Genomic DNA, 23,599 nt, shown 5'->3' with positions numbered 1-23,599 from the left:
ATCACGCCGCGACCTCCTTGTCCCGCAACCCCTTCGGGTCGATGTGGTCCCGGATCAGCGACAGCTCCTCGTCGGTCGGCAGCCGGGTCTCGGCGACCTCGTCGACGGCCAGCTCGAAACCGGTCTTGTCGCGCACCTCGTCCACGCTCACACCCGGGTGCACCGAGCGCAGCCGCATCGCGCCGTCGGGACCCCGGAAGTCCAGCACCGCCAGGTCGGTCACCACGACCTGCACGTCGTGGAACTTCGCGCCCACCTGGTTCGCCCGGTCGTGCCCGACACCGGCCACCAGGTCGACCGACTCGACGAAGATCTTGGTGCTGTGCTGGGGGATCCAGTAGTTCGTGGTGTGGTTGACCGAGTTGCCCGGAGCCCCGCGCACCCCGATCAGCTGCACCTTCGGCTGCGCCCAGTCACCGATGCGGGAGATGTTCTGGTTGCCGAACCGGTCCACCTGCGAAGCGCCCATCATCACCCGGCGCTTGCCACCGGCCAGCAGGTCCAGGACCTTGCCGTAGGGCAGCCAGCCCTCGACCGTGCCGGTGGACTCCTCGCCCAGCGGGGTCGGCTCGACCAGCAGCATCGCCTCGCCGTCGGTGAGCAGCAGCTCGGGTGCGCTGGTCAGCCGTGCCAGCCGGGCGCCGATCGAGGGGATCGTGCCGAACGGCGAGGCGATGACCGACCCCGCGTCGGCGAAGCTGTCGGCGCAGGCCACCGCGCAGACCTCGGCCCTGGTGATCGTCATGCCGGCACCTCCGCACGCGCGTGGAACTTCTCGACCGCCGCCTGGTACTCCGCCTCGTCGCCGCTCAGGAACTCGGCGCGGAACTCCTCCCACTGACCGAGTTTCGCGCTGGCGGCGTAGCGCCGCTGGAACGCCTCGTCGCGGCCGTAGTCGGGCACGCAGCTGGTGAAGTGCGCGCCGTTGGGGGTTTCCACCACGCCCTGCGGGTGGAGCCGGTTGATCAGCAGCGACTGCGGGGGAGCGGTTTCGGTGAGCTCCTCGGTGGGCACGATCCGCTCGCAGCTGAGGAAGCTGCGCTCGGCCGCCGCGCACATCACGTCGTCGAAGTACGGGTCCGGGCCGAGGTACTGGCCGTTGCCGTGCCGGTCGGCGCGGTTCATGTGCACCAGCGCCACGTCGAGGTTCAGAGCGGGCATCGCGACCAGCTCTTCGCCGTCGGGGTAGGGGGAGCGGACGGTGCGCAGACCGGGGTTGAGCGCCATCACGTCGGAACCGATCCCGGTGCGGGTGGGCAGGAACGGCAGTCGGGCCGCCGCCGCGCGCAGACCGGCCAGCACCATTCCCTCGTCGTACTCGGCGACGTCGAGCTCACCGCGCTGGCGGGCCGCGCGGAAGTGCGGGTCGAGCGGGATCGAGTCCAGCGACACGAAACCGTAGACGACCTTGCGGAGTTTGCCCGCAGCGCACAGCAATCCGACGTCGGGTCCGCCGTAGGACACCAGCGTCAGGTCCTTGAGGTCGGAGCGCAGGATCGCGCGCACCAGCGCCATCGGCTTGCGCCGGGAACCCCAGCCGCCGATGCCGATCGTCATGCCGTCGCGCAGGTGGGCGACCACCTCGTCGACGGTCAGCTGCTTGTCCTGCACCTACGCCTCCTTCTCGCGGCCGAACTCGGCGCGGATCTCGCCCGACACTCCGGTGAGGTTGAGCTCGAAGGTGAAGCCCTGCTCGAACCGGTAGCTGCGGTTGACGTCGACCGGGTCGATGCCGTTGAGCGCGGCCTTGGCCTTGCGGATCACCAGCGGGTTCTTCGCGGCGATGTCGGCGGCCACCGCCAGCGCCGCGTCCAGGAGACCTTCGCGCGCAACGACTCCGTGCACCGAGCCGAACTCGGCGAGCTGCTGCGCGGTGGCGGTCTGCCCGGTGTAGAACATCGCGCGCATCATGTGCTGCGGCACCAGCCGGGACAGGTGCGTGGCCGCGCCCAGCGCGCCCCGGTCGACCTCCGGCAGGCCGAAGGTGGCGTCGTCGCTGGCGACGATGAGGTCGGAGTTGCCGACCAGGCCGATGCCGCCGCCGACGCAGAAGCCCTGCACGGCGCTGATCACCGGGACCGGGCACTCGTAGACGGCCTTGAACGCCTCGTAGCAGCCGTTGTTGACGGCGACGAGCTTGTCGTGGCCGGGGTCGGCGGCCAGTTCCTTGATGTCCACACCCGCGTTGAAACCGCGTCCCTCGGCGCGCAGCACCACGACCCGGGTTTGCGGGTCGGCACCGCTGTCGCGCAGCGCTTCGGCGAGGTCGAACCAGCCCTTGACCGGCAGTGCGTTCACCGGTGGGTGGTCGACGGTGATGACGACGATTCCGCCGTCCCGCCGTTCGATTTGCGTGCCCATGCCACCTGCCAAACCTAGCACTTGTTTGGTTGGGTTGTTACCGTAGCAACACCGCAGGACACCCCGCCAGGGGCGAGAACGCAGGGAGCGGCGGATGGGCATCGAGATCGACCTGACCGGCCGGGTCGTGCTGGTGACCGGCGGAACGCGCGGCATCGGCGCGGGAATCGCCGAGACGTTCCTGCGCGCAGGAGCGGAAGTGCACGTCTGCGCCCGCAAACCCGTCGACGAACTGCCCTCGCACGGCTCGGCCACCGCGCACTTCACGCAGGTCGACGTCCGCGAGAGCGACCAGGTCGCCGAGCTGGTCGAGGGAATCCGGCAGCGCTCCGGACGGCTGGACGTGCTGGTGAACAACGTCGGCGGCACCCCGGTCGCCGACACCGCGACGTCCTCGATCCGCTTGCACCGCAAGGTCGTCGAGCTCAACCTCATCGCACCGCTGCTGCTGGCCCAGCACGCCCGCGACGCACTCGCGGAGACCGGGGGCTCGATCATCAACATCAGCAGCGTCTCCGGCCGCCGCCCCTCACCGGGCACCGCCGCCTACGGCGCGGCCAAGGCCGGCCTGGACAACCTCACCGCCACGCTCGCCCAGGAACTGGCCCCCGAGGTCCGCGTCAACGGCGTCGTGGTGGGCCTGGTCAGCTCCGAGGACCAAACCGACCACTACGGCGAGACCGACCTGAGCTCGATCGTCCCGCTGGGGCGCCTCGCCGAACCGTCCGACGTCGGCAACGCCTGCCTCTTCCTCGCCTCCCCGCTGGCGGCCTACATCACCGGCTCGGACCTCACCGTCCACGGCGGAGGCGAAACCTCGACCTACCTCAACACCATCCGCCCATGACCCCACCAACCCCGATCACCGCAGTGATCCCCCTCGTGGACCCGGGTTACTCCGGTAATTGGGGAACGGATTACCGGAGTAATCCGGGTCCCGAGACCGGGGAGGCGGATTACCGCCGTAATCGGGGTGCGGATTACGGCGGTAATCCGTTGAACGCTACGAACTTCGAGGAGGATTGACGTGATCTGTCAGGACAGGGTCGTGATCGTGACCGGGGGTGCGCGTGGGCTCGGGCGGGCGCACTCGTTGGAGTTCGCGCGGCAGGGGGCGAAGGTCGTCGTCAACGACATCGGCGTGCAGCTCGATGGGACCGGCGGGGACGGGTCGGCGGCCGCGGAGGTCGCCGAGGAGATCCGGGCGCTCGGGGGTGAGGCCGAGGTGCACGGGGCCGACGTCGCCGACTGGAGCCAGGCGCGGGAGCTCGTGGAGTTCGCCGTGGAGCGGTTCGGACGCCTCGACGTGCTGGTGAACAACGCCGGGTTCGTGCGGGACCGGATGTTCGTCAACCTCGCCGAGGACGAGTGGGACCAGGTCATCCGCGTCCACCTCAAGGGCCACGCCGCAACCATGCGGCACGCCGCGCAGCACTGGCGCGACCGCACCAAGGCGGGTGAGTCCGTGCAGGCGCGGATCATCAACACGACCTCAGGGGCCGGACTGCTCGGCAGCGTCGGCCAGACCAACTACGCGTCGGCCAAGGCCGGGATCATCGCGCTCACCCTCAACACCGCGGCCGAACTCGCCCGCTACGGCGTCACCGTCAACGCCATCGCGCCCTCGGCGCGCACCCGCATGACCGAGACCGTCTTCGCCGACATGATGGCCCAGCCCGACCAGGGTTTCGACGAGATGGCCCCGGAGAACGTCTCGCCGCTGGTGGCGTGGCTCGGCAGCGTCGAATCCGCCGAGGTCACCGGCCGGGTCTTCGAGGTCGCCGGTGGGGACATCACCGTGGCCACCGGCTGGACCCGAGGACCCTCCCGCGACGCGGGACGCCGCTGGAACGCCGGCGAATTGGGCCCCGTCGTGTCAGAACTGCTCGCCAAGGCCCCGGTTCCCGGCCCCGTCTACGGCACCTGAGCGAGCGGGGTGGTACATCTCTTTTCAGGAAGTTCGTCGAATTCTCGGAGGACAGCGGTGAGCGATCGGCACGCGTGGATCGAGCCCGGCGTGGAACAGGTCGGCCCGGGCGTGCACCGCATCCCGCTGCCGCTGCCCAACGACGGCCTGCGGGCGGTCAACGTCTACGCCATCGAGGACTCCGACGGGCTGGTGCTCATCGACTCCGGCTGGGCGCTGGAGGAGGCCCGCGCGCAGCTGGAGAAGGGCCTCGGCGAGATCGGCTACGACTTCGCCGACGTGCAGCGGTTCCTGGTCACCCACGTGCACCGCGACCACTACACGCTGGCGGTGCAGCTGCGCCGCACCTTCGGGTCCAAGATCAGCCTCGGTGCGGGAGAACAGCCCACGATGGACGCGATCCTGGCCGGTGGCACCGAACTCGCCGAGATGCGGCGGCTGCAGCGCTGGGGCGCGCAGGAACTCCTCGGCAGGCTCGCCGAGGAGTACGGAAAACCGCCGGAGCGCAAGGGAGAGAACCCCTACGAGCCGCCGGACGAGTGGCTGCACGGCAAGGTCGAGATCCCGCTGGGCTCCCGCACGCTGCTGGCCGTGCCCACGCCGGGGCACACCCGCGGGCACGTCGTGTTCCTCGACGCCGACTCGTCGGTGCTGTTCTCCGGCGACCACATCCTGCCGCACATCACGCCCTCGATCGGCGTCGAATCGGCCCGCCCGGACCTGCCGCTGGGCGACTTCCTGGACTCGCTGCGGCTCATGCAGACCTACCCCGACCTGCGGCTGCTGCCCGCGCACGGGCCCGTTGGCGGCAGTTCACACCAGCGGGTCGAAGAGCTGCTCAGCCACCACGACGAACGCCTGCAGCAGACCGCCGAGGTCGTCCGCGACGGCGCCGGAACCGCCTACGAAGCCGCGCTGAAGCTCGGCTGGACCCGGCGCAACAAGAACTTCGCCGACCTCGACCTGTTCAACCAGGTCCTGGCCGTCGGAGAGACCAGCGCGCACCTGGACCTGCTGGTGCAGCGCGGCGAGCTCACCGCCACCCAGAACGGGGATGCGGTGGAGTACTCAGGCCAGCAGTAGCCGGACGGTCAGCTCGAGGCGGTTGGACACGTCGGACGCCGAGGCTCGCCGGGTCACCCACGCGACCAGGTTGGACAGCCACACGTCGCCGATCACCCGCGCGATCGCCTTCTGCTCCTCGGTGGGCTCGTCGGGCGTCATGGCCTGGGTGAACAGCTGCTCCATCAGCAGCGCCACGGTGTCGACCTCGTTGGCCACCGAGGTGTCGGCGAACATGAACGCCCTGGTCATCGCCTCGGTCAGCTCGGGGTTGCGCTGCAGCTGGCGGGTGGTGCGGTTGAGCACGTGCAGCACCCGGTCGTAGGCGGTGTCACCCGGGATCTTCGACCGGTCCAGCTTCTCCTGCTCCCGGGCGAACTCCCGCGCCAGGCCGACCACCAGCAGGTGGATCTTCGACGGGAAGTAGCGGTAGAGGGTGCCCAGGGCGACATCGGCCTTCTCGGCGACCGCGCGCATCTGCACGGCGTCGTAGCCGCCCTTGCTCGCCAGCGCGAGGGTGGCGTCGATGATGCGCTTGCGGCGCTCAGCCTGCGCCGTGGTGCCGGTCGTGCTGCCCCGGAGTGCCTCCAGCACGTTCTGCGAGCTTTCCATGGGCCGGGCTCTCCTTGAACAGTCGACGGACAGCGGGTGACGGCGAAGCGTGTTCGTCGCCACGCGACTCATCGTCCGGGGCTACTAACGGGTTAAGGTAAGCGGGTTACCTCGACCGAAACATGTTCCAGTCTACCCAGCCCGCGGCCCCCGGGCAGTGTGAGGTGAATCGTGCGGATCGCGCTGCTTTCCTATCGGAGCAAGCCGCATTGCGGCGGACAGGGTGTCTACGTCCGCTACCTCAGCCGCGGCCTCGCCGAGCTGGGACATCACGTCGAGGTCTTCTCCGGGCAGCCCTACCCGGACCTGGACCCCGGCGGCGACCTGACCCCGGTGGACAGCCTCGACCTCTACAACGACGACGACCCGTTCCGCACCCCGCACTGGCGCGAACTGCGCGACCACATCGACCTGCTGGAGGTCGGCACCATGTGGACCGCCGGGTTCCCCGAACCGATGACCTTCAGCATGCGCGCCGCCCGGCTGCTCAAGGCCCGCGCGCACGAGTTCGACGTCGTCCACGACAACCAGTGCCTGGGCACCGGCCTGCTCTCGCTGCAGCGAGCCGGGATCCCGCTGGTCGCCACCGTGCACCACCCGATCACCCACGACCGCCGGGTCGACCTCGCCGACGCCAAGGGCTGGCGCAAGCTCACCGTGCGCCGCTGGTACGGCTTCACCCGCATGCAGGCGCGCGTCGCGCGGCAGATCCCGCAGCTGCTGACCGTCTCGCAGAACTCCGCCGACGACATCCGCGAGGACTTCGGCGTCCGGCCCGATCAGCTGCGCGTGGTGCCGCTGGGCGTGGACGCGGAGGTGTTCACGCCGCCGGCGAAGCCGCGCGTGCCCGGCCGGATCGTGGCGATGGCCAGCGCCGACACCCCGATGAAGGGCGTCGGCACGCTGCTGGAGGCCGTCGCGAAGCTGCGCACCGAGCGCGAGGTGGAGCTGGTGCTGGTCAGCAAGCTGACCCCCGGTGGGCCGACCGAGCAGCGCATCGAGGAACTGGCCATCGGCGACGTGGTGCGCACCGTCAAGGGCATCAGCGACGAGGAGCTGGCCGAGCTGTTCGGCTCCGCCGAGGTCGCCAGCGTTCCCTCGCTCTACGAGGGCTTCTCGCTGCCGACGGTGGAGGCGATGGCCTGCGGCACGCCGCTGGTCGCCAGCCGCGCGGGCGCGATCCCCGAGGTCGCCGGGCCGGACGGGGAGTGCGCCGACCTGGTGCCACCGGGCGACGCCGAAGCGCTGGCCAAGGCGCTGGCCCGGCTGCTGGACTCGCCGGAGCGCCGCGCCCGCCTGGGCGCCAACGGTCGTGAGCGGGTGCTGGCCCGCTACAGCTGGAAATCCGTGGCAGCGGCGACCGTCGACTGCTACGCCGAAGCGATCGCGCGCAGCCCGCGCGGTGGGAAGGGAGCAACGCGTTGCTGACGGTGGACTTCGACAGGCTCGGCGTGCGGCCGGGACAGCGGGTGCTGGACCTGGGCTGCGGTGGCGGCCGGCACGCGTTCGAGCTGTACCGGCGCGGCACCGACGTCACCGCCTTCGACCAGGACGTCGAAGAGCTGGAGAACGTGGCCGCGATGTTCGCCGCCATGAAGGACGAGGGCGAGGTGCCCGAGGGCGCCAAGGCCCAGACCGTCTCCGGTGACGCGCTGGCCCTGCCGTTCGCCGACGGCGAGTTCGACGTCGTCATCGCCTCGGAGATCATGGAGCACATCCCCGAGGACGAGAAGGCGATGCGCGAGCTCGTCCGCGTGGTCAAGCCCGGCGGTCGCGTCGTGGTCACCGTCCCGCGCGCCTGGCCGGAGCGGATCTGCTGGGCGCTGTCGGACGAGTACCACCAGGTCGAGGGCGGCCACGTGCGGATCTACTCCGCCGAGGAGCTCATCGGCAAGCTCACCGACGCCGGGTTGCGCTACGTCTTCCGCGACTACGCGCACGCGCTGCACTCGCCGTACTGGTGGATCAAGTGCGCGGTGGGCACCGACAACGACGACCACCCGCTGGCCAAGGCGTACCACGCGTTCCTGGTGTGGGACATGATGAAGGCGCCGTGGATCTCGCGCACCGCCGAGAAGCTGCTCAACCCCGTCGCCGGCAAGAGCATCGCGGTCTACCTGGGCAAACCTCGTGCCCGCGCCTGAGCTGCCGGGCGTCGTCTCAGCCGAGGCGCTCGTCCAGACCGGCAAGGCCATCGCGTCCGTTCAGCTCCCCTCCGGGGAGATCCCGTGGTTTCCGGGCGGGCACACCGACCCGTGGGACCACGTCGAGTGCGCGATGGCGCTGTCGGTGGTCGGGCAGCTCACCGAGGCCGAGCGCGCCTACGAGTGGCTGCGCAGCACCCAGCGCGCCGACGGTTCCTGGCCGCTGCAGGTGCGCGACGGCGTGGTCGAGGACGCTGGCGCCGACACCAACTACTGCGCCTACCCGGCGGTGGGCGTGTGGCACCACGTGCTGATCACCGGCGACGAGTCGTTCGCCGAGCGGATGTGGCCGATGGTGCGCGACGCCATCGACTTCGTGCTCACCGCGCAGCACCAGCGCGGCGAAATCGATTGGGGCATCGGCGAAGCCGGGCCGACCGGTGAGGCCCTGCTGTCGGGCAGCTCCAGCATCCACCAGAGCCTGCGGTGCGCGCTGGCGCTGGCCGAGCGCGTCGGGGTGCCGCAGCCGAGCTGGGAGGTGGCCGTCGGCCGCCTCGGGCACGCGCTGCGCAGGCATCCGGAGGCGTTCACGCCGAAGACCCGGTACTCGATGGACTGGTACTACCCGATCCTGGGCGGTGCGGTGCGCGGCGAGGCCGGTCTGCGGCGCATCGACGAGCGCTGGGACGACTTCGTCGTCGACGGTCTCGGCATCCGCTGCGTCGACGACCACCCGTGGGTCACCGGCGCCGAGACCTGCGAGCTGGTGCTGGCCCTCGACGCCCTCGGCGAGCACGACCGCGCGGTGCAGCAGCTGAGCGCGATGCAGCACCTCCGCGACCCCGACGGCTCGTACTGGACGGGTTTCGTCTTCGCCGACGGCAAGCGCTGGCCGGAGGAGCAGTCGTCCTGGACCGCCGCGGCGGTCGTCCTCGCCACCGACGCCCTGACCCGAACCTCGCTGGGCAACGGCATCTTCCGAGGCGAAGACCTCCCGAACGGCCTCCCGGTCGAGAACGCCGCCTGCTGCACCTACGAACGCACCCGCTGACCCATCACCCCACTCGGCCCACGAAACCACCCGGCCGAGTGGGGTTTTTCGAATTTCGCGCGAAGTTCGACCGGCCTGGAGGGCACCACAACTTCGCGCGAAATTCGAATCCTCACCCGCGCCCGGGCGTGTAGGGCCTGGTCACGGGGTGGGGCTCGAATTTCGCGCGAAGTTCGAGGGGGAGGTGTGGCGTTCGAATTTCGCGCGAAATTGGAGATGCCCGGGTCAGGGGAGGGAGCCGGGTTCGCCCGTCGTGCGTTCGAGGACTCGCATGGAGCCCGTGACCCGGGTTTCGGTGAAGGCGCCGGTGGCGAGGGCTCGGCGGTAGATGCCGTAGGGGGCCTGGCCGCCGTCCTCGGGGTTGGGGAAGACGTCGTGGATGACCAGGGCGCCGCCGGGGACCAGCCAGTGCGCCCAGCCCTCGTAGTCGGTGATGGCGGCCTCCTCGGTGTGGCCGCCGTCGATGAACACGAAGGTCAGCGGCGTCCGCCAGAACGACGCGACCTCGCCGGAGCGGCCGACGATGGCCGTGACCTCGTCCTCCAGTCTCGCGCGGGCGATGGTCCGGCGGAACTCGCCGAGGGTGTCGAGCTTGCCGACGGCGGGGTCGACCAGCGTCGGGTCGTGGTACTCCCAGCCGGGCTGGTGCTCCTCGGAGCCCCGGTGGTGGTCGAGGGTGACGATCCGGCCGCCGGTGCGCCGGGCTGCCGCACCCAGGAAGATCGTCGACTTCCCGCAGTAGGTGCCGATCTCCACGCCCACGCCCTGGCCCAGGTGCGCCAGGGCGGTCTCGTGCAGCGCCAGGCCCTCGTCGGTGGGCATGAACCCGGTCGCCTGCTCGGCGAGGTCGAGCAGTTCCACAGGCATCGACGGGTGGTGCTCGCGGTCGGTGGTCGATCCCTGCGTCACGTGGTGCCTCTTTCGAATCGGTACTGATGCGCGTTGCAGCGTACCCGGTCCACCCGCTAGCTTGTTAGAACATGTTCTAATTCTCGCAGTGCGGGCGCGGACGAGGAGGCGTTGTGCCGATCGCGATCACCGACGAGCAGCGGGCCCTGCAGGAGTCCATCCGATCTTGGGCCGAGGGGCTGGGCACCGATCCGGTGCGCAAGCTGGAGAGCGCCGAGGCCCCGGTCTGGCACGAGGAGGAGACCTGGACCGGCTTGACCGAGATCGGCGTGTTCTCACTGCTCGCCGAGGGGATCGGCACGCTGGCCGACCTCGCCGCCGGTCTGGAGCAGGCGGCCGATGCGCTGGTCCCAGGTCCGGTGTGGTCCACGGCCCTGGCCGTCGCGCTGCTGGGCGACGCCGACTTCGCCGAAGGCCGGGCCACCGCCGCCGCTGCGCTGGAGCCCGGCGAGCTGAACGCCGTCGAAACCGCTGACGGGCTGGTGGTTTCCGGCCGCATCGCGGCCGTCCCGGGCGCGATGGGGGTGACCCACCTGCTGCTGCCCGCCCGCTCGGGCGACCGCGAGGTCTGGTTCCTCGTCGCAGCCGACCAGGCGGAACGTCACCCGCGCGCGTCGCTGGACCTGTCCCGCCCGGTCGCCGAGGTCGTGCTCCGCGACGTCGCGATCCCGGCCGAGAACGTCCTCGACCGCGACGTCCGGGACCTCGCGGTCACGCTCGCCGCCGCCGAGGCCGCCGGGATCGCGAGCTGGTGCCTGCGCACCGCGGTGGAGCACGCGGGAACCCGCGAGCAGTTCGGCCAGGTCATCGGCTCGTTCCAGGCCGTCAAGCACTTCTGCGCCCGGATGCTCTGCGAGGTCGAGAAGGCCACCGCGCTGGCCTGGGACGCCGCCCGCGCGGCCGAGGACGCCCCGGACGAGCACCCGCTGGCCGCCGCCGCGGCCGGAGCCGCGGTCTTCGACGCGGCGGTGGAGGTCGCCAAGGACTGCATCCAGGTGCTCGGCGGCATCGGCTTCACCTGGGAGCACGACGCCCACCTCTACCTCCGCCGGGCGCTGGCTCTGCGGCAGACCGTCGGCGGCTCGGCCGGCTGGCGTCGCCGCGTCGCGGACCTGTCGGCTTCCGGTGCGCGCAGGCGGCTGAGCCTGTCGGCCGAACTCCCCGAGGACCGGCGCGGTGAGATCCGCAGCGCGGTCGAGGGGATCGCCGCGCTTTCCCCGCAGCAGCAGCGGATCCGGCTCGCCGAGACCGGCTACCTCGCCCCGCACTGGCCCCGGCCCTACGGCTGCGGCGCGAGCCCGCACGAGCAGCTGCTCATCGACGAGGAGCTCGACCGCGCGGGCGTGCGGCGCCCCGACATGGTCGTGGGCAACTGGGCCGTGCCGACCATCGTCGAGCACGGCACCGACGCCCAGCGCGAGCGGTTCGTCTGGCCGACGCTGCGCGGCGAGGTCACCTGGTGCCAGCTGTTCTCCGAGCCGGGCGCCGGTTCCGATCTCGCCGGGCTGCGCACCAAGGCCGAACGCGTCGACGGCGGTTGGAAGCTCACCGGCCAGAAGGTGTGGACCTCGCTCGCGCAGGAGGCCGACTGGGGGATCTGCCTGGCCCGCACCGATCCGGAGGCGCCGAAGCACCGCGGCATCAGCTACTTCCTGGTCGACATGCGCTCCGAGGGCATCACGGTGCGCCCGCTGCGCGAGATCACCGGCGTGGAGCGGTTCAACGAGGTGTTCCTCGACGAGGTCTTCGTCCCCGACGACTGCCTGGTCGCCGAACCTGGCCAGGGATGGAAGCTCGCGCGCACGACGCTGGCCAACGAGCGCGTCGCGCTCGGCGGCGGGTCGAGCCTCGGTCAGGAGGTCGAGCGGCTGTTGGCCGATCCCGGCTGCGCGGACCCGTCGATGCGCGAACGCCTCGGAGCGGCCGTGGTCGACGGCCTGACCGGCTCGCTGCTGCGCCTGCGCTCCACCCTGCGCAGCCTGCACGGCCGGGGGCCGGGCGCGGAGTCCAGCGTCGAGAAGCTGCTGGGCGTGTGGCACCGCCAGAACGTCGCCGAGCTCGGCACCGAGGTGCTCGGCGCCGAAGCGCTCGTGGTGGAGGCCGAACCGGTGCACGAGGTGCTGCTCACCCGCGCCCTGTCCATCGCCGGTGGCACGACGCAGATCCTGCTCAACGTCATCGCCGAACGGATCCTCGGGCTGCCTCGCTGAGGCTTGCGCGGGAGGTCGCTCAGACGGTAGAAGTAGAACAAGTTTCACAACGTGGCCAGGGTTGGTCGAGGGGGCGGGATGGAGTTCACGCTCGGAGAGACGCAGCAGGCAGTGCGGGATCTCGCGGCTGAAGTTCTGGCGCGGGAGACCGAGCGGTCGGCCGCCTCAACTGGAATCGGTTTCGACGAGTCGGTGTGGAAGGCGCTCGGCGAAGCCGGCCTGCTGTCGTTGCCGGTCCCCGAGCGCCTCGGTGGTGCCGGTCTCGGCCCCCTGGAGGTCGGCCTGGTGCTCACCGAGGTCGGCAAGGCCGGGGTCGGCGTCCCGGCGCTGGCCACCCTCGCCTTCGGCGTCCTGCCCATCGCGCGGCACGGCGAGCACGACCAGCAGGAGCGGTTGCTCGCCGAGCCGGGCCGCGTGTTCAGCGCCGCGCTCAACGAGGTCTCGAACCCGCTGCCGGTGAAACCCGCTGCGGTGGTGCGGGTATCGCGCGTCACCGGGCGCAAGACCGGTGTGCTGCACGCCGACACCGCTCACCGGCTGCTCGTCTCGGCGAGCACCGAGCGCGGGCCCGCGATCGCGCTCGTCGACCCGCACGCCGACGGCGTCACGCTGCACTCCGCCAAGTCCTCGACCGGCACCGAATGGGTCGTCGACCTCGACGCGGTCGAATGCGAAATCCTCGGCGCGCCAGGAGAAGAGCTGCTCGACGACGTGCACGCCTGCGCGCTCGCGGGCATGTGCGCGCTCGGTGACGGAGCCGTGGCCGGGGCGCTGGAGCTCACCGCAGAGCACCTGCGCACCCGCCACCAGTTCGGCAAGCCGCTGGCGGCGTTCCAGGCGGTCGCGCAGCAGATCGCCGACGTCTACGTCGTCAACCGCACCCTGCACCTGGCCGCGCTGTCGGCGTCCTGGCGGCTGGGGACCGGGCGCGACGCGGGCGAAGACCTCGACGTCGCCGCGTTCTGGCTCACCGACCAGGCGCCGGGCGCGATGCACACCTGCCACCACCTGCACGGCGGGCTCGGGGTGGACATCACCTACCCGATGCACCGCTACTACTCGCAGGTCAAGGACCTCGCGCGGCTCGCGGGCGGCGCCGCGCACCGCGTCGACGTCCTCGCCCGACACGCCTGAGGAGAAGCCGTGTTCATCGAACTCACCGAGGAGCAGCGGGCGCTGCAGGCCGAGCTGCGCGAGTACTTCAGCAACCTCGTCACCCCCGAGGAGCGCGCAGCGCTGGCCGTCGACCGGCACGACCAGGCGCACCGCGCGGTCGTGCGCCGGATGGGTCGCGACGGCTGGCTCGGCGTGGGCTGGCCGCAGGAGTACGGCGGACGGGGTTTCGGCGACGTCGAGCAGTACATCTTCGCCAACGAGGCCGCCCGCGCCGACGTGCAGCTGCCGTCGGTGACGCTGCAGACCGTCGGGCCCACCCTGCAGGCCTACGGCACCGAGGAGCAGAAGTCCTTCTTCCTGCCCAAGATCCTCGCTGGGGACGTGCACTTCGCCATCGGCTACACCGAGCCCGAGGCGGGCACCGACCTGGCCTCGCTGCGCACCACCGCGGTGCGCGACGGCGATGAGTTCGTGGTCAACGGGCAGAAGATCTTCACCACCGGCGGGCACGACGCCGACCACATCTGGCTGGCCTGCCGCACCAACCCCGACGCGCCCAAGCACAAGGGCATCTCGATCCTCATCGTCGACACCAGCGACCCCGGCTACTCGTGGACGCCGATCATCACCGCCGACGGCTCGCACCACGTCAACGCCACCTACTTCAACGACGTGCGGGTCCCGGCGTCGATGCTGGTGGGGGAGCAGGACCGGGGTTGGAAGCTGATCACCACCCAGCTCAACCACGAGCGCGTCATGCTCGGCCCGTCCGGCCGCACCGGCGGGCTGCGCGAGCGCGTGCACGCGTGGGCGCGCTCGCACGGTCTGCTGGAACTCCCCGACGTGCGACGGGTTCTCGCGCGGGTGCGGGCCTTCGAGCGGGTCAACGAACTGCTCAACTGGCAGGTCGCGGCCTCGGCCTCGCTCGGTCCGGTGGAGGTCGCCGACGCCTCGGCGACCAAGGTGTTCTCGTCCGAGACCGTGCAGGTGCTGGGCCGCGAGCTGGAGGAGATCGTCGGACGCCACGGTGATCCCTCCGATGAGGACACCGCAGAACTGCTGCACTGGCTGGACGTCCAGGCCAAGCGCAACCTCGTGCTGACCTTCGGCGGCGGTGTCAGCGAAGTGCAGCGAGAGCTGATCGCCACCGCCGGGCTGGGACTGCCGCGGGTGCCGCGCTGAGGAATGGGAGTGACATGACCAGTACCGCCACCGAAGCCGACGAGATCCGGGCGGCGGCGAAGCGGATCGCCGAGGGCGGTGCCAGCGCACCGCGTTCCGCGCGCGACCCGGTGAACCTGCCTATGATCAACAACTGGGTCGAGGCGATGCGCGACGCCAACCCGGTCTACAACGACGCCGAGGCCGCCGCCGAATCCGTCCACGGTGGACTGGTCGCGCCCCCGGCGATGGCGCAGGTGTGGACGATGGGCGGGCTCCACCCGCAGCGCGACCCCGACGACCCGCTCTACGCGATGATGGGCGCGCTCGACGAGGCCGGTTACGTCTCGGTCGTGGCCACCAACTGCGACCAGACCTACCACCGCTACCTGCGGCACGGCGAGCACGTCACGGTCACCACCAAGCTCGACTCGGTGGTCGGGCCGAAGAAGACCGGTCTGGGTGAAGGCTGGTTCGTCACCACTCGCAACACCTGGTACGTCGGCGACGAACCCGTGGCCGAGATGATGTTCCGGGTCCTGAAGTTCAAGCCCGCCGACGCGAAACCCGCCGAACCGCAGCCGGAACCGGAGCCGCCGGCCGAGGTCATCCGGCCCGCGATCAACCGCGACACCGCCTACTTCTGGGAGGGCACGGCCGCCGGTGAGCTGCGCATCCAGCGCTGCGGCGGCTGCGGTCTGCTGCGGCACCCGCCGGGGCCGATGTGCCCGGAGTGCGGTGCCACCAAGCGCACGCACCTGGTCTCCGACGGGCTCGGCGAGGTCTGCAGCTACGTCGTGCACCACCGGCCCGCGATCCCGGGCAAGGAGCTGCCGCTGGTGATCGCGCTGGTCGAGCTCGACGAGGGCGTGCGCGTCCTCGGCGAGCTGCACGACGTCGATCCCGACGAGGTGACGATCGGGCAACGCGTCCAGGTCGCCTACCAGCGCGTCGACGACGAACTGACCTTGCCGTACTGGAAACCCGTGGAGACAGAATGATCCTGACGCGCACGCGCTCGGCGGGTGAGGTCGCCATCGGCGACGCGCTGCCCGAGGAGCGCATCGAGGCGACCCCGACCTTCATCGTCAGCACGGCCATCGCCACCCGCGACTTCCAGGACGTGCACCACGACCGCGACCTGGCCCAGGCCAAGGGGTCGGAGGACATCTTCCTCAACATCCTCGCCACGACCGGACTGGTGCAGCGCTACGTCACCGACTGGGCGGGCCCGGAGGCGCTGGTGCGCGGGGTGTCGATCAAGCTCGGCGTGCCCTGCTACGCGTACGACACGCTGACCATGCACGGTCAGGTGCTGGAACGCGGCGACGGCGTGTTCGTCGTCGAGGTGCTGGGCCGCAACCAGCTCGGCACCCACGTCACCGGCCGGGTGCGGCTGGAGCTGCCGGAGGTGGCCCGATGATCTCAGGCAAGACCGCCATCGCCGGCATCGGCGCGACCGAGTTCTCCAAGGACTCCGGGCGCAGCGAGCTCCAGCTGGCCGCCGAATGCGTGCGCACCGCGCTCGCCGACGCCGGGCTTTCGCCGTCCGATGTGGACGGTTTGGTCACCTTCACGATGGACACCAACACCGAGGTGGCGGTGGCCCGCGAGGTCGGCATCCCGAACCTGAGCTACTTCAGCCGCATCCACTACGGCGGAGGCGCGGCCTGCGCCACCGTGCAGCAGGCGGCGATGGCGGTGGCGACCGGGATGGCCGAGGTCGTGGTCTGCTACCGGGCGTTCAACGAGCGCTCCGGGCAGCGGTTCGGCCAGTTCAACGCCGGGCTGTCCGGGCAGGCGACCTCCACCGGGGTGGACAACAGCTGGTCCTACCCGATGGGGCTGGGCACGCCGGGCGCGCAGGTGGCCATGTTCGCCCGCCGCTACATGCACGAGTACGGCGCGACCAGCGAGGACTTCGGCCGGATCGCGGTCGCCGACCGCAAGCACGCGGCCACCAACCCGAACGCCTGGTTCTACCAGCGGCCGATCACGCTGGAGGACCACCAGAACTCGCGGTGGATCACCGAGCCGCTGCGGCTGCTGGACTGCTGCCAGGAGAGCGACGGCGGCGTGGCACTGGTGGTCACCAGCCTCGACCGCGCCCGCGACCTGGCCCACCCGCCCGCGGTGGTGGCCGCGGCGGCCCAGGGCAGCGGGCCGGACCAGTTCACCATGACCAGCTACTACCGCGACTCGTTGACCGGGCTGCCGGAGATGGGCCTGGTGGCGCGGCAGCTGTGGGAGCAGTCCGGGATCGGGCCGCAGGACGTGCAGGTGGGCGTCCTCTACGACCACTTCACGCCGTTGGTGCTGGTCCAGCTCGAGGAGCTGGGTTTCTGCGGCCGGGGCGAGGCCAAGGACTTCATCGCCGACGGCGCCATCGAGCACGGCGGGCGGTTGCCGCTGAACACCCACGGCGGGCAGTTGGGGGAGGCCTACATCCACGGGATGAACGGCATCGCCGAGGCGGTCCGCCAGATCCGGGGCACGGCGGTCAACCAGGTCGACGAGGTCGGCAACGTCCTGGTGACCGCGGGCACTGGCGTCCCCACCAGCGGACTGGTGCTCACAACCAACTGAAACATGTTATAGATTTTGCCGCTTCGGGCAGTATGATGTGACGCGTAACAGCACGTGAACCGGTTTTACCGCCAAAGGGAACCTGTTCCAGTACGGTGTCGTGGAGGTCGCATGCTCAGTGCCGAGACCCGGGAAGGCCTCGCCGCGCGGCTGCGGCAGGCCGAGCGCGAACGGGAGCCGATCCCGCCGCTGGTCGAGTCGCACCCCGACATCGACGTGGTCGACGCCTACGAGATCCAGCTGATCAACATCCGCCGCCGCGACGTCGCGGTCGCCGGGCACAAGGTCGGGCTGTCCTCGCCGGCGATGCAGCAGATGATGGGCGTCGACGAACCCGACTACGGGCACCTGCTCGCCGACATGCAGCTGGCCGAGGACGTCCCGATCGACGCACGCGCCTACTGCTACCCGCGCGTGGAGGTCGAGGTCGGGTTCCTGCTGGCCGAAGACATCCCGCCGGACTGCGACGAGCAGGGCGTGCTGGAGCGCACCGAGGCGCTGATCCCGTCCATCGAGCTCATCGACAGCCGCATCCGCGACTGGCGCATCGGCATCGCCGACACCATCGCCGACAACGCCTCCTCCGCCGGCTACGTGCTCGGCGCCGCTCGGGTGGCGCCCGGCGAGCTCGACGCGCGCGGCATCGACGCCGTGCTGCACCGCAACGGCGAGGTCGTCGCCGAGGGCCGCTCCGACGCGGTGCTCGGCAACCCCGCCACCGCCGTGGCCTGGCTGGCAGGCAAGGTCGCCGGGTTCGGGGTGCGGCTGCGCGCGGGCAACGTCGTACTGCCCGGTTCCTGCACCCGCGCCATCGACCTGCGGCCCGGAGATGCGTTCCGCGCCGAGTTCTCGGGTCTCGGCACCGTCGGTCTCACCGCGAAACCCTAGGGAGGGCGTCATGACCGCGAAGGCGGCCATCGTCGGGTCGGGCAACATCGGCACCGACCTGCTCTACAAGCTCAGCCGGGCCGAACACGTCGAACCGGCCTGGATGATCGGCATCGATCCCGACAGCGATGGCCTGCGCCGCGCGGCCGACATGGGGGTGACCGCCAGCGCCGACGGCGTGGACTGGTTGCTGGCCAACGAAACCCCGGACATCGTCTTCGAGGCGACTTCGGCCTACGTGCACAAGGCCAACGCGCCGCGCTACGCCGAGCGCGGCATCCGGGCCATCGACCTCACCCCGGCCGCCGTCGGTCCGTACGTGGTGCCGCCGGTCAACATCGGCGAGCACCTCGAGGCGCCGAACATCAACCTCATCACCTGCGGCGGGCAGGCCACCATCCCGATCGTGCACGCCGTCTCGCGGGTGGTCCCGGTCGCCTACGCCGAGATCGTCGCCTCGGTCGCCTCGGTGTCGGCCGGGCCCGGAACCCGGTCCAACATCGACGAGTTCACCCGCACGACGGCCAAGGGCATCGAGGTCATCGGCGGAGCCGAGCGCGGCAAGGCGATCATCGTGCTCAACCCCGCGGACCCGCCCATGATCATGCGGGACACCATCTTCTGCGCCATCCCGGCCGACGCCGACACCGACGCCATCGGTGAGTCGATCACCCGGATGGCTCGCGACATCGCCGAGTACGTCCCCGGCTACCGGCTGCTGTCCGAGCCGCAGTTCGACCCGCCCTCGGCCGTCACCGGCGGCCAGGCCCGCGTGGCGGTGTTCGTCGAGGTCGAGGGCGCAGGCGACTTCCTGCCGAAGTACTCCGGGAATCTCGACATCATGACCGCCGCCGCCGTGCGGGTCGGCGAAGAACTCGCCCGCACCGGGGCGCTGCAGAAGGAGGCCGCGCGGTGACCGGACTGCCCAAGACCTACAGCAACGAGCTGGACCTGCGCATCACCGACACCTCGCTGCGCGACGGCTCGCACCACAAGCGCCACCAGTTCACCGCCGACGAGGTGCGCGACATCGTCACCGCGCTCGACGGCGCCGGGGTGCCGGTGATCGAGGTGACCCACGGCGACGGGCTCGGCGGATCCTCGTTCAACTACGGGTTCTCGCGCACCCCCGAGCAGGAGCTGATCACCCTCGCGGCCGAGACCGCGCGCAACGCCAAGATCGCCGTGCTGATGCTGCCCGGGGTGGGCGTCACCGACGACATCGTGATCTCCCGCGACAACGGCGCCTCGGTGTGCCGGATCGCCACCCACTGCACCGAAGCCGACGTGTCGGTGCAGCACTTCGGGCTCGCGCGCGAGCAGGGCATGGAGACCGTCGGATTCCTGATGATGGCCCACTCCCAGCCACCGGAGGTGCTGGCCAAGCAGGCGCGGATCATGGTCGACGCCGGCTGCCAGTGCGTCTACGTCGTCGACTCCGCCGGCGCTCTGGTGCTGGAGCAGGTCGCCGAGCGGGTCCAGGCCATCGACGCCGAGATCGGCGGCGACGCGCAGATCGGCTTCCACGGGCACGAGAACCTCGGCGTCGCCGTGGCCAACTCGGTGGCCGCCGCGCGCGCCGGTGCCGTCCAGATCGACGGCAGCGCACGGCGTTTCGGCGCCGGGGCCGGCAACACGCCGGTGGAGGCGTTCGTCGGGGTGTGCGACAAGCTCGGTTTCCGCACCGGGGTGGACTTCTTCGCCATCGCCGACGCCGCGGAGGACGTGGTGCGCCCGGCGATGCCCGAGGAATGCCTGCTCGACCGCTCCGCGCTGATGATGGGCTACGCCGGGGTGTACTCCAGCTTCCTCAAGCACGCCGCCAACCAGGCCGAACGCTACGGCGTCAGCCAGGCGCAACTGCTGGTGCGGGCCGGTGAGCGCAAGCTCGTCGGCGGCCAGGAGGACCAGCTGATCGACATCGCGCTGGAACTGCAGCGCGAACAGGCCAAGTGACAAGGAGCGCTGCATGAGTGACAGCACTGAAGTTCTCGAGGCGGTGCGCAAACTGCTTCCAGCGCTGCGGGATCGCGCGCAGCAGGCCGAGGACGGCCGCAAGATCCCGGCGGTATCGATCGCCGAACTCCAGGACGCGGGTTTCTTCGCGCTGCTGCAGCCCGAGCGCTACGGCGGTTTCGAAGCCGACCCGGTGGAGTTCTACAGCGCGGTCAAGCTCATCGCCAGCGCCTGCGGATCGACCGGCTGGGTCGCCTCCATCCTGGGCGTGCACCCCTGGCACCTGGCGCTGTTCCCGCAGCAGGCGCAGGACGACGTCTGGGGCGAGGACCCGCACACCAGGATCTCCTCCTCGTACGCGCCGATGGGCAAGGCCACCGTCGTCGACGGCGGCTACCGGCTGTCCGGCAAGTGGAGCTTCTCGTCCGGCTGCGACCACGCCAGCTGGGTGTTCGTCGGCGGACCCGCGCTCGACGGCGACGGCAAGATGGTCGACTTCTGCACCTACCTGCTGCCGCTGGGCGACTACACCATCAACGACGTGTGGGACACCGTCGGCCTGCGCGGCACCGGCAGCAACGACATCGTGGTGGACGACGTGTTCATCCCGTCCCACCGGGCGCTGAGCTTCATGGCGATGTCGAAGACGCAGTGCCCCGGCCACGAGGTCAACACCGCGCCGCTGTACCGGCTGCCGTGGGGCACCGTGCACCCGTCGACGATCACCGCGCCGATCATCGGCATGGCGCAGGGCGCCTACGACGCCCACGTCGAGCACCAGGCCAAGCGGGTCCGCGCCGCCTACGCCGGAGAGCAGGCCAAGGACGACCCGTTCGCCAAGGTCCGCATCGCCGAGGCGGCCAGCGAGATCGACGCCGCGTGGCTGCAGCTGTCCACCAACATCGCCGAGGAACTGGCGCTGCTGCAGGCGGGCGAGGAGGTGCCGATGTCGCTGCGGTTGAAGGCGCGGCGCGACCAGGTGCGCGGCACCGCGCGGGCGATCTCCGCGGTGGACCGGCTCTTCGAGAACTCCGGCGGCCGGGCGCTGCAGGCGGGCACGCCGATCCAGCGGTTCTGGCGGGACGCGCACGCCGGCCGGGTGCACGCGGCCAACGACGCCGAGCGCGCCTACACGATGTTCGGCAGCGGGGAATTCGGTCTACCGGTGAAGGATTCGATGGTCTGATGGTGGAGATCAAGAGCCAGGACGCGACCCTGCCCTCCGGGCTGACGCTGCACTACCACGAGGCCGGGGTCGGCAACGAGTCCACTGTGGTCATGTTGCACGGCGGTGGTCCCGGGGCGTCGGCGTGGAGCAACTTCAGCCGCAACATCGCCGCGTTCGGCGAGGAGTTCCACGTCATCGCCGTGGACCAGCCAGGTTTCGGCAAGTCGTCGAAACCGACCGAGCACGGCCAGTACTTCACCCACAGCGCCGGTGCGTTGAAGGAGCTCTTCGACGTGCTGGGCGTGGGCGAGGCGCACCTGCTGGGCAACTCGCTCGGCGGCGGGACGGCGGTGCGCTTCGCGCTGGACTTCCCGGACCGCGCGGGCCGATTGGTGCTGATGGGCCCGGGCGGGCTGAGCCTCAACGTGTTCGCGCCGGACCCGACCGAAGGCGTGCAGAAGCTGGGCCAGTTCGGCGCTCCGCCCGGCCCGACCAAGGAGAAGCTCGAAGCGTTCCTGCGCACGATGGTCTACGACCAGTCGCTGATCACCGAGGAGCTGCTCGAGGAGCGCTTCGCCGCGGCGAGCGCGCCCGAGTCGCTGGCCGCGATGAAGGCGATGGGCAAGTCCTTCGCCCAGCCCGAGACCTACGAGGAGGGCCTGCTGTGGCGGGAGGCCTACAAGCTGCGGCAGCGGGTGCTGCTGATCTGGGGCCGGGAGGACCGGGTCAACCCGCTGGACGGTGCTCTGGTGGCGCTCAAGCTCATCCCGCGCGCGCAGCTGCACGTGTTCGGCCGCTGCGGGCACTGGGCGCAGTTGGAGAAGTTCGAGGAGTTCAACGCTTTGACGCGGGATTTCCTGCTCAACTAGCCGGTGAAGGGAGGTAGTCCGATGGGGATTCGCTCGCTCGGGTATCTGCGCATCGAGGCCACCGACATCGAGGCGTGGCGGACCTACGGCCTGAAGGTCCTCGGCATGGTCGAGGGCAGCGGTGGTGATCCGGACGCGTTGTACCTGCGCATGGACGACTTCCCGGCGCGGCTGGTGGTCGTGCCCGGTTCGCAGGACCGGCTGCTGCACGCCGGCTGGGAGGCCGAGCACGCGGCGGGCCTGCAGGAGGTGCGGGACTCGTTGAGCGCCAACGGGATTCCGTTCAAGGAGGGCACCAAGGAGGAGCTGGCCGACCGCCGGGTGATGGAGCTGATCCGCTTCAGCGACCCGTCGGGCAACGAGCTGGAGGTCTTCCACGGCGCGGCGCTGCAGCACCGCCGCGTGGTCAGCCCCTACGGGCACACGTTCGTCACCGGCGAGCAGGGCCTGGGGCACGTGGTGCTGTCCACCCACGACGACGAGGCGGCGCTGCGGTTCTACCGCGACGTGCTCGGGTTCAAGCTGCGCGACTCGATGCGGATGCCGCCCGAGCTGGTCGGGCGCCCCTCCGACGGCGAACCGGCGTGGCTGCGGTTCTTCGGCTGCAACCCCCGGCACCACAGCCTGGCGTTCCTGCCGATGCCCACGCCCAGCGGCATCGTGCACCTGATGGTGGAGGTCGCCGACGTCGACGACGTCGGGCTCACCCTCGACCGCGCCTACCGGCGCCAGGTTCCGATGTCGGCGACGCTGGGACGGCACGTCAACGACCTGATGCTGTCGTTCTACATGAAGACCCCCGGCGGGTTCGACGTCGAGTTCGGCTGCGAGGGACGGCAGGTCGACGACGGTGACTGGATCGCGCGGGAGAGCACGGCGGTGAGCCTGTGGGGTCACGACTTCTCGGTCGGCAACCGGCCGCCCGGGCAGTGATGGGAGGGGCGATGGACGTGGTGGTCCCGGAGGTCGACGGCGCCGCGTTCCGGCGCACGCTCGGGCACTTCTGCACCGGCGTCACGGTCGTGACCGCCGCCTGCGACGGCGAGCCGGTGGGCTTCGCCTGCCAGTCGTTCTCGGCGCTGTCGCTGGACCCGCCACTGGTGCTGTTCTGCCCCGGTAAGACCTCCCGCACGTGGCCGCTCATCGAGCGCGCGGGCCACTTCTGCGTCAACGTGCTCGCGGCCGGGCAGCGAGACGTGTCAACGGTATTCGGCCGCAGGGGCGAGGACAAGTTCGCCAGCCTGGACTGGACCCCGGCCCCTTCCGGCGCCCCGGTCCTCGACGGCACCCTCACGTGGCTGGACTGCGCGGTCGAGTCCGTTCTCGACGGCGGCGACCACCACATCGTCCTCGGCCGAGTCCGCACCCTGGGCGAGACCGCGGACGAAGACCCGCTCCTCTTCTACAAGGGCGCCTACACGGGAATCACCCACCCCACGACACCCGCCCGCTGCTGGCCCGAGGACTTCCTCACCGGAACCCCGGAAGACTGGCTCTGACCGGCCACCCCTGCACACGGCCGGGTGAGGAATCCCAATTTCGCGCGAAATTCGAGTCCAGAACTTCGGACTCGAATTTC

The 23,599-nt window shown here is 70.6% G+C and carries 24 protein-coding genes; 19 read left to right on the top strand and 5 right to left on the bottom strand.

Features of this window, described 5'->3' with window-relative positions; translation table 11 throughout:
- Position 1: 1 nt before the first annotated feature.
- The 3 genes from R4I43_RS26840 to R4I43_RS26830 are packed head-to-tail and all read right to left on the bottom strand — an operon-like array spanning position 2 to position 2,361.
- On the bottom strand, positions 2–745 hold the full coding sequence (locus R4I43_RS26840; protein ID WP_324268050.1) for a CoA-transferase subunit beta: 744 nt from the start codon (positions 743–745) through the stop codon (positions 2–4).
- Positions 742–1,611 carry a CoA transferase subunit A gene (locus R4I43_RS26835; RefSeq protein ID WP_324268051.1) on the bottom strand — a complete coding sequence of 290 codons (870 nt, stop codon included), beginning with the start codon at positions 1,609–1,611 and terminating at the stop codon, positions 742–744. Before R4I43_RS26835 ends, R4I43_RS26840 begins: the two co-directional genes overlap by 4 nt.
- Positions 1,612–2,361, bottom strand: coding sequence for an enoyl-CoA hydratase family protein (locus tag R4I43_RS26830; protein ID WP_324268052.1), 750 nt, complete (start codon positions 2,359–2,361; stop codon positions 1,612–1,614).
- Between the two features lie 94 nt (positions 2,362–2,455).
- On the opposite strand from R4I43_RS26830, the gene R4I43_RS26825 reads away from it, so the two are divergent.
- The 3 genes from R4I43_RS26825 to R4I43_RS26815 all read left to right on the top strand — a co-directional run bounded on the left by R4I43_RS26825 (position 2,456) and on the right by R4I43_RS26815 (position 5,371).
- A complete protein-coding gene (locus R4I43_RS26825) occupies positions 2,456–3,208 on the top strand; it encodes an SDR family oxidoreductase (RefSeq protein ID WP_324268053.1) in 753 nt (250 codons plus the stop codon).
- A 174-nt stretch (positions 3,209–3,382) separates the two neighbouring features.
- Positions 3,383–4,288: an SDR family oxidoreductase gene (locus R4I43_RS26820; protein ID WP_324268151.1), complete on the top strand. Its 906-nt coding sequence runs from the start codon at positions 3,383–3,385 to the stop codon at positions 4,286–4,288.
- A gap of 57 nt (positions 4,289–4,345) precedes the next feature.
- Positions 4,346–5,371 carry an MBL fold metallo-hydrolase gene (locus tag R4I43_RS26815; RefSeq protein ID WP_324268054.1) on the top strand — a complete coding sequence of 342 codons (1,026 nt, stop codon included), beginning with the start codon at positions 4,346–4,348 and terminating at the stop codon, positions 5,369–5,371.
- Here the strand turns inward: R4I43_RS26815 and kstR are convergent.
- Positions 5,357–5,962, bottom strand: coding sequence for a cholesterol catabolism transcriptional regulator KstR (kstR, locus tag R4I43_RS26810; RefSeq protein WP_324268055.1), 606 nt, complete (start codon positions 5,960–5,962; stop codon positions 5,357–5,359). The two genes, R4I43_RS26815 and kstR, sit on opposite strands and share 15 nt — an antisense overlap.
- Positions 5,963–6,133: 171 nt before the next feature.
- Here kstR and R4I43_RS26805 point away from each other — a divergent pair, with 171 nt between their 5' ends.
- The 3 genes from R4I43_RS26805 to R4I43_RS26795 are packed head-to-tail and all read left to right on the top strand — an operon-like array spanning position 6,134 to position 9,157.
- On the top strand, positions 6,134–7,390 hold the full coding sequence (locus R4I43_RS26805) for a glycosyltransferase family 4 protein (protein WP_324268056.1): 1,257 nt from the start codon (positions 6,134–6,136) through the stop codon (positions 7,388–7,390).
- 2 nt (positions 7,391–7,392) lie between these two features.
- Positions 7,393–8,106 (top strand): methyltransferase domain-containing protein, encoded by a 714-nt coding sequence (locus R4I43_RS26800; RefSeq protein ID WP_324268152.1) that lies wholly within the window; start codon positions 7,393–7,395, stop codon positions 8,104–8,106.
- Positions 8,093–9,157: a prenyltransferase/squalene oxidase repeat-containing protein gene (locus R4I43_RS26795; RefSeq protein WP_324268057.1), complete on the top strand. Its 1,065-nt coding sequence runs from the start codon at positions 8,093–8,095 to the stop codon at positions 9,155–9,157. The genes R4I43_RS26800 and R4I43_RS26795 overlap by 14 nt, the downstream gene beginning before the upstream one ends.
- A gap of 225 nt (positions 9,158–9,382) precedes the next feature.
- Here the strand turns inward: R4I43_RS26795 and R4I43_RS26790 are convergent, their stop codons facing one another.
- Complete coding sequence (locus R4I43_RS26790) at positions 9,383–10,066, bottom strand: class I SAM-dependent methyltransferase (protein ID WP_324268058.1); 684 nt, start codon at positions 10,064–10,066, stop codon at positions 9,383–9,385.
- A 113-nt stretch (positions 10,067–10,179) separates the two neighbouring features.
- Between R4I43_RS26790 and R4I43_RS26785 the strand changes: the two genes are divergently transcribed.
- The 13 genes from R4I43_RS26785 (at position 10,180) to hsaB (ending at position 23,519) form a co-directional block, all read left to right on the top strand.
- Complete coding sequence (locus R4I43_RS26785) at positions 10,180–12,276, top strand: acyl-CoA dehydrogenase (protein WP_324268059.1); 2,097 nt, start codon at positions 10,180–10,182, stop codon at positions 12,274–12,276.
- Positions 12,277–12,354: 78 nt separating this feature from the next.
- Positions 12,355–13,410, top strand: a complete 1,056-nt coding sequence (locus tag R4I43_RS26780; protein ID WP_324268060.1) for an acyl-CoA dehydrogenase family protein — start codon at positions 12,355–12,357, stop codon at positions 13,408–13,410.
- Positions 13,411–13,419: 9 nt separating this feature from the next.
- On the top strand, positions 13,420–14,574 hold the full coding sequence (locus tag R4I43_RS26775) for an acyl-CoA dehydrogenase family protein (protein WP_324268061.1): 1,155 nt from the start codon (positions 13,420–13,422) through the stop codon (positions 14,572–14,574).
- Between the two features lie 14 nt (positions 14,575–14,588).
- The gene (locus R4I43_RS26770) at positions 14,589–15,554 is read left to right on the top strand and encodes a bifunctional MaoC family dehydratase N-terminal/OB-fold nucleic acid binding domain-containing protein (protein WP_324268062.1); all 966 of its coding nucleotides are present in this window, start codon (positions 14,589–14,591) and stop codon (positions 15,552–15,554) included.
- Positions 15,551–15,976, top strand: a complete 426-nt coding sequence (locus R4I43_RS26765; RefSeq protein WP_324268063.1) for a MaoC family dehydratase — start codon at positions 15,551–15,553, stop codon at positions 15,974–15,976. The genes R4I43_RS26770 and R4I43_RS26765 overlap by 4 nt, the downstream gene beginning before the upstream one ends.
- The gene (locus tag R4I43_RS26760; RefSeq protein ID WP_324268064.1) at positions 15,973–17,139 is read left to right on the top strand and encodes a lipid-transfer protein; all 1,167 of its coding nucleotides are present in this window, start codon (positions 15,973–15,975) and stop codon (positions 17,137–17,139) included. Before R4I43_RS26765 ends, R4I43_RS26760 begins: the two co-directional genes overlap by 4 nt.
- Before the next feature lie 111 nt (positions 17,140–17,250).
- Positions 17,251–18,027, top strand: a complete 777-nt coding sequence (locus tag R4I43_RS26755; protein WP_324268065.1) for a 2-keto-4-pentenoate hydratase — start codon at positions 17,251–17,253, stop codon at positions 18,025–18,027.
- A 10-nt stretch (positions 18,028–18,037) separates the two neighbouring features.
- The gene (locus R4I43_RS26750) at positions 18,038–18,943 is read left to right on the top strand and encodes an acetaldehyde dehydrogenase (acetylating) (protein ID WP_324268066.1); all 906 of its coding nucleotides are present in this window, start codon (positions 18,038–18,040) and stop codon (positions 18,941–18,943) included.
- The gene (dmpG, locus tag R4I43_RS26745) at positions 18,940–19,983 is read left to right on the top strand and encodes a 4-hydroxy-2-oxovalerate aldolase (protein ID WP_407691307.1); all 1,044 of its coding nucleotides are present in this window, start codon (positions 18,940–18,942) and stop codon (positions 19,981–19,983) included. Before R4I43_RS26750 ends, dmpG begins: the two co-directional genes overlap by 4 nt.
- A 13-nt stretch (positions 19,984–19,996) precedes the next feature.
- Positions 19,997–21,169, top strand: a complete 1,173-nt coding sequence (gene hsaA / locus R4I43_RS26740; RefSeq protein ID WP_324268067.1) for a 3-hydroxy-9,10-secoandrosta-1,3,5(10)-triene-9,17-dione monooxygenase oxygenase subunit — start codon at positions 19,997–19,999, stop codon at positions 21,167–21,169.
- Positions 21,169–22,020 (top strand): 4,5:9,10-diseco-3-hydroxy-5,9,17-trioxoandrosta-1(10),2-diene-4-oate hydrolase, encoded by an 852-nt coding sequence (hsaD, locus tag R4I43_RS26735; RefSeq protein WP_324268068.1) that lies wholly within the window; start codon positions 21,169–21,171, stop codon positions 22,018–22,020. Before hsaA ends, hsaD begins: the two co-directional genes overlap by 1 nt.
- A gap of 21 nt (positions 22,021–22,041) precedes the next feature.
- Positions 22,042–22,953, top strand: a complete 912-nt coding sequence (gene hsaC, locus R4I43_RS26730) for an iron-dependent extradiol dioxygenase HsaC (RefSeq protein ID WP_324268069.1) — start codon at positions 22,042–22,044, stop codon at positions 22,951–22,953.
- 11 nt (positions 22,954–22,964) lie between these two features.
- Positions 22,965–23,519, top strand: a complete 555-nt coding sequence (gene hsaB, locus R4I43_RS26725; protein ID WP_324268070.1) for a 3-hydroxy-9,10-secoandrosta-1,3,5(10)-triene-9,17-dione monooxygenase reductase subunit — start codon at positions 22,965–22,967, stop codon at positions 23,517–23,519.
- Positions 23,520–23,599 lie beyond the last annotated feature (80 nt).

It is taken from the genome of Saccharopolyspora mangrovi, assembly GCF_035320975.1.
GTDB lineage: Bacteria > Actinomycetota > Actinomycetes > Mycobacteriales > Pseudonocardiaceae > Saccharopolyspora > Saccharopolyspora mangrovi.
Note: the sequence above shows the minus strand (reverse complement) of the source record. Positions and strands in the feature narration are given on the sequence as shown.

Coding starts and splice junctions, on each gene's coding strand:
- R4I43_RS26840 (WP_324268050.1), bottom strand. CDS start 745: ATGACGATCACCAGGGCCGAGGTCTGCGCGGTGGCCTGCGCCGACAGC.
- R4I43_RS26830 (WP_324268052.1), bottom strand. CDS start 2,361: ATGGGCACGCAAATCGAACGGCGGGACGGCGGAATCGTCGTCATCACC.
- R4I43_RS26825 (WP_324268053.1), top strand. CDS start 2,456: ATGGGCATCGAGATCGACCTGACCGGCCGGGTCGTGCTGGTGACCGGC.
- kstR (WP_324268055.1), bottom strand. CDS start 5,962: ATGGAAAGCTCGCAGAACGTGCTGGAGGCACTCCGGGGCAGCACGACC.
- R4I43_RS26780 (WP_324268060.1), top strand. CDS start 12,355: ATGGAGTTCACGCTCGGAGAGACGCAGCAGGCAGTGCGGGATCTCGCG.
- R4I43_RS26770 (WP_324268062.1), top strand. CDS start 14,589: ATGACCAGTACCGCCACCGAAGCCGACGAGATCCGGGCGGCGGCGAAG.
- R4I43_RS26765 (WP_324268063.1), top strand. CDS start 15,551: ATGATCCTGACGCGCACGCGCTCGGCGGGTGAGGTCGCCATCGGCGAC.
- R4I43_RS26760 (WP_324268064.1), top strand. CDS start 15,973: ATGATCTCAGGCAAGACCGCCATCGCCGGCATCGGCGCGACCGAGTTC.
- R4I43_RS26755 (WP_324268065.1), top strand. CDS start 17,251: ATGCTCAGTGCCGAGACCCGGGAAGGCCTCGCCGCGCGGCTGCGGCAG.
- R4I43_RS26750 (WP_324268066.1), top strand. CDS start 18,038: ATGACCGCGAAGGCGGCCATCGTCGGGTCGGGCAACATCGGCACCGAC.
- hsaA (WP_324268067.1), top strand. CDS start 19,997: ATGAGTGACAGCACTGAAGTTCTCGAGGCGGTGCGCAAACTGCTTCCA.
- hsaD (WP_324268068.1), top strand. CDS start 21,169: ATGGTGGAGATCAAGAGCCAGGACGCGACCCTGCCCTCCGGGCTGACG.
- hsaC (WP_324268069.1), top strand. CDS start 22,042: ATGGGGATTCGCTCGCTCGGGTATCTGCGCATCGAGGCCACCGACATC.
- hsaB (WP_324268070.1), top strand. CDS start 22,965: ATGGACGTGGTGGTCCCGGAGGTCGACGGCGCCGCGTTCCGGCGCACG.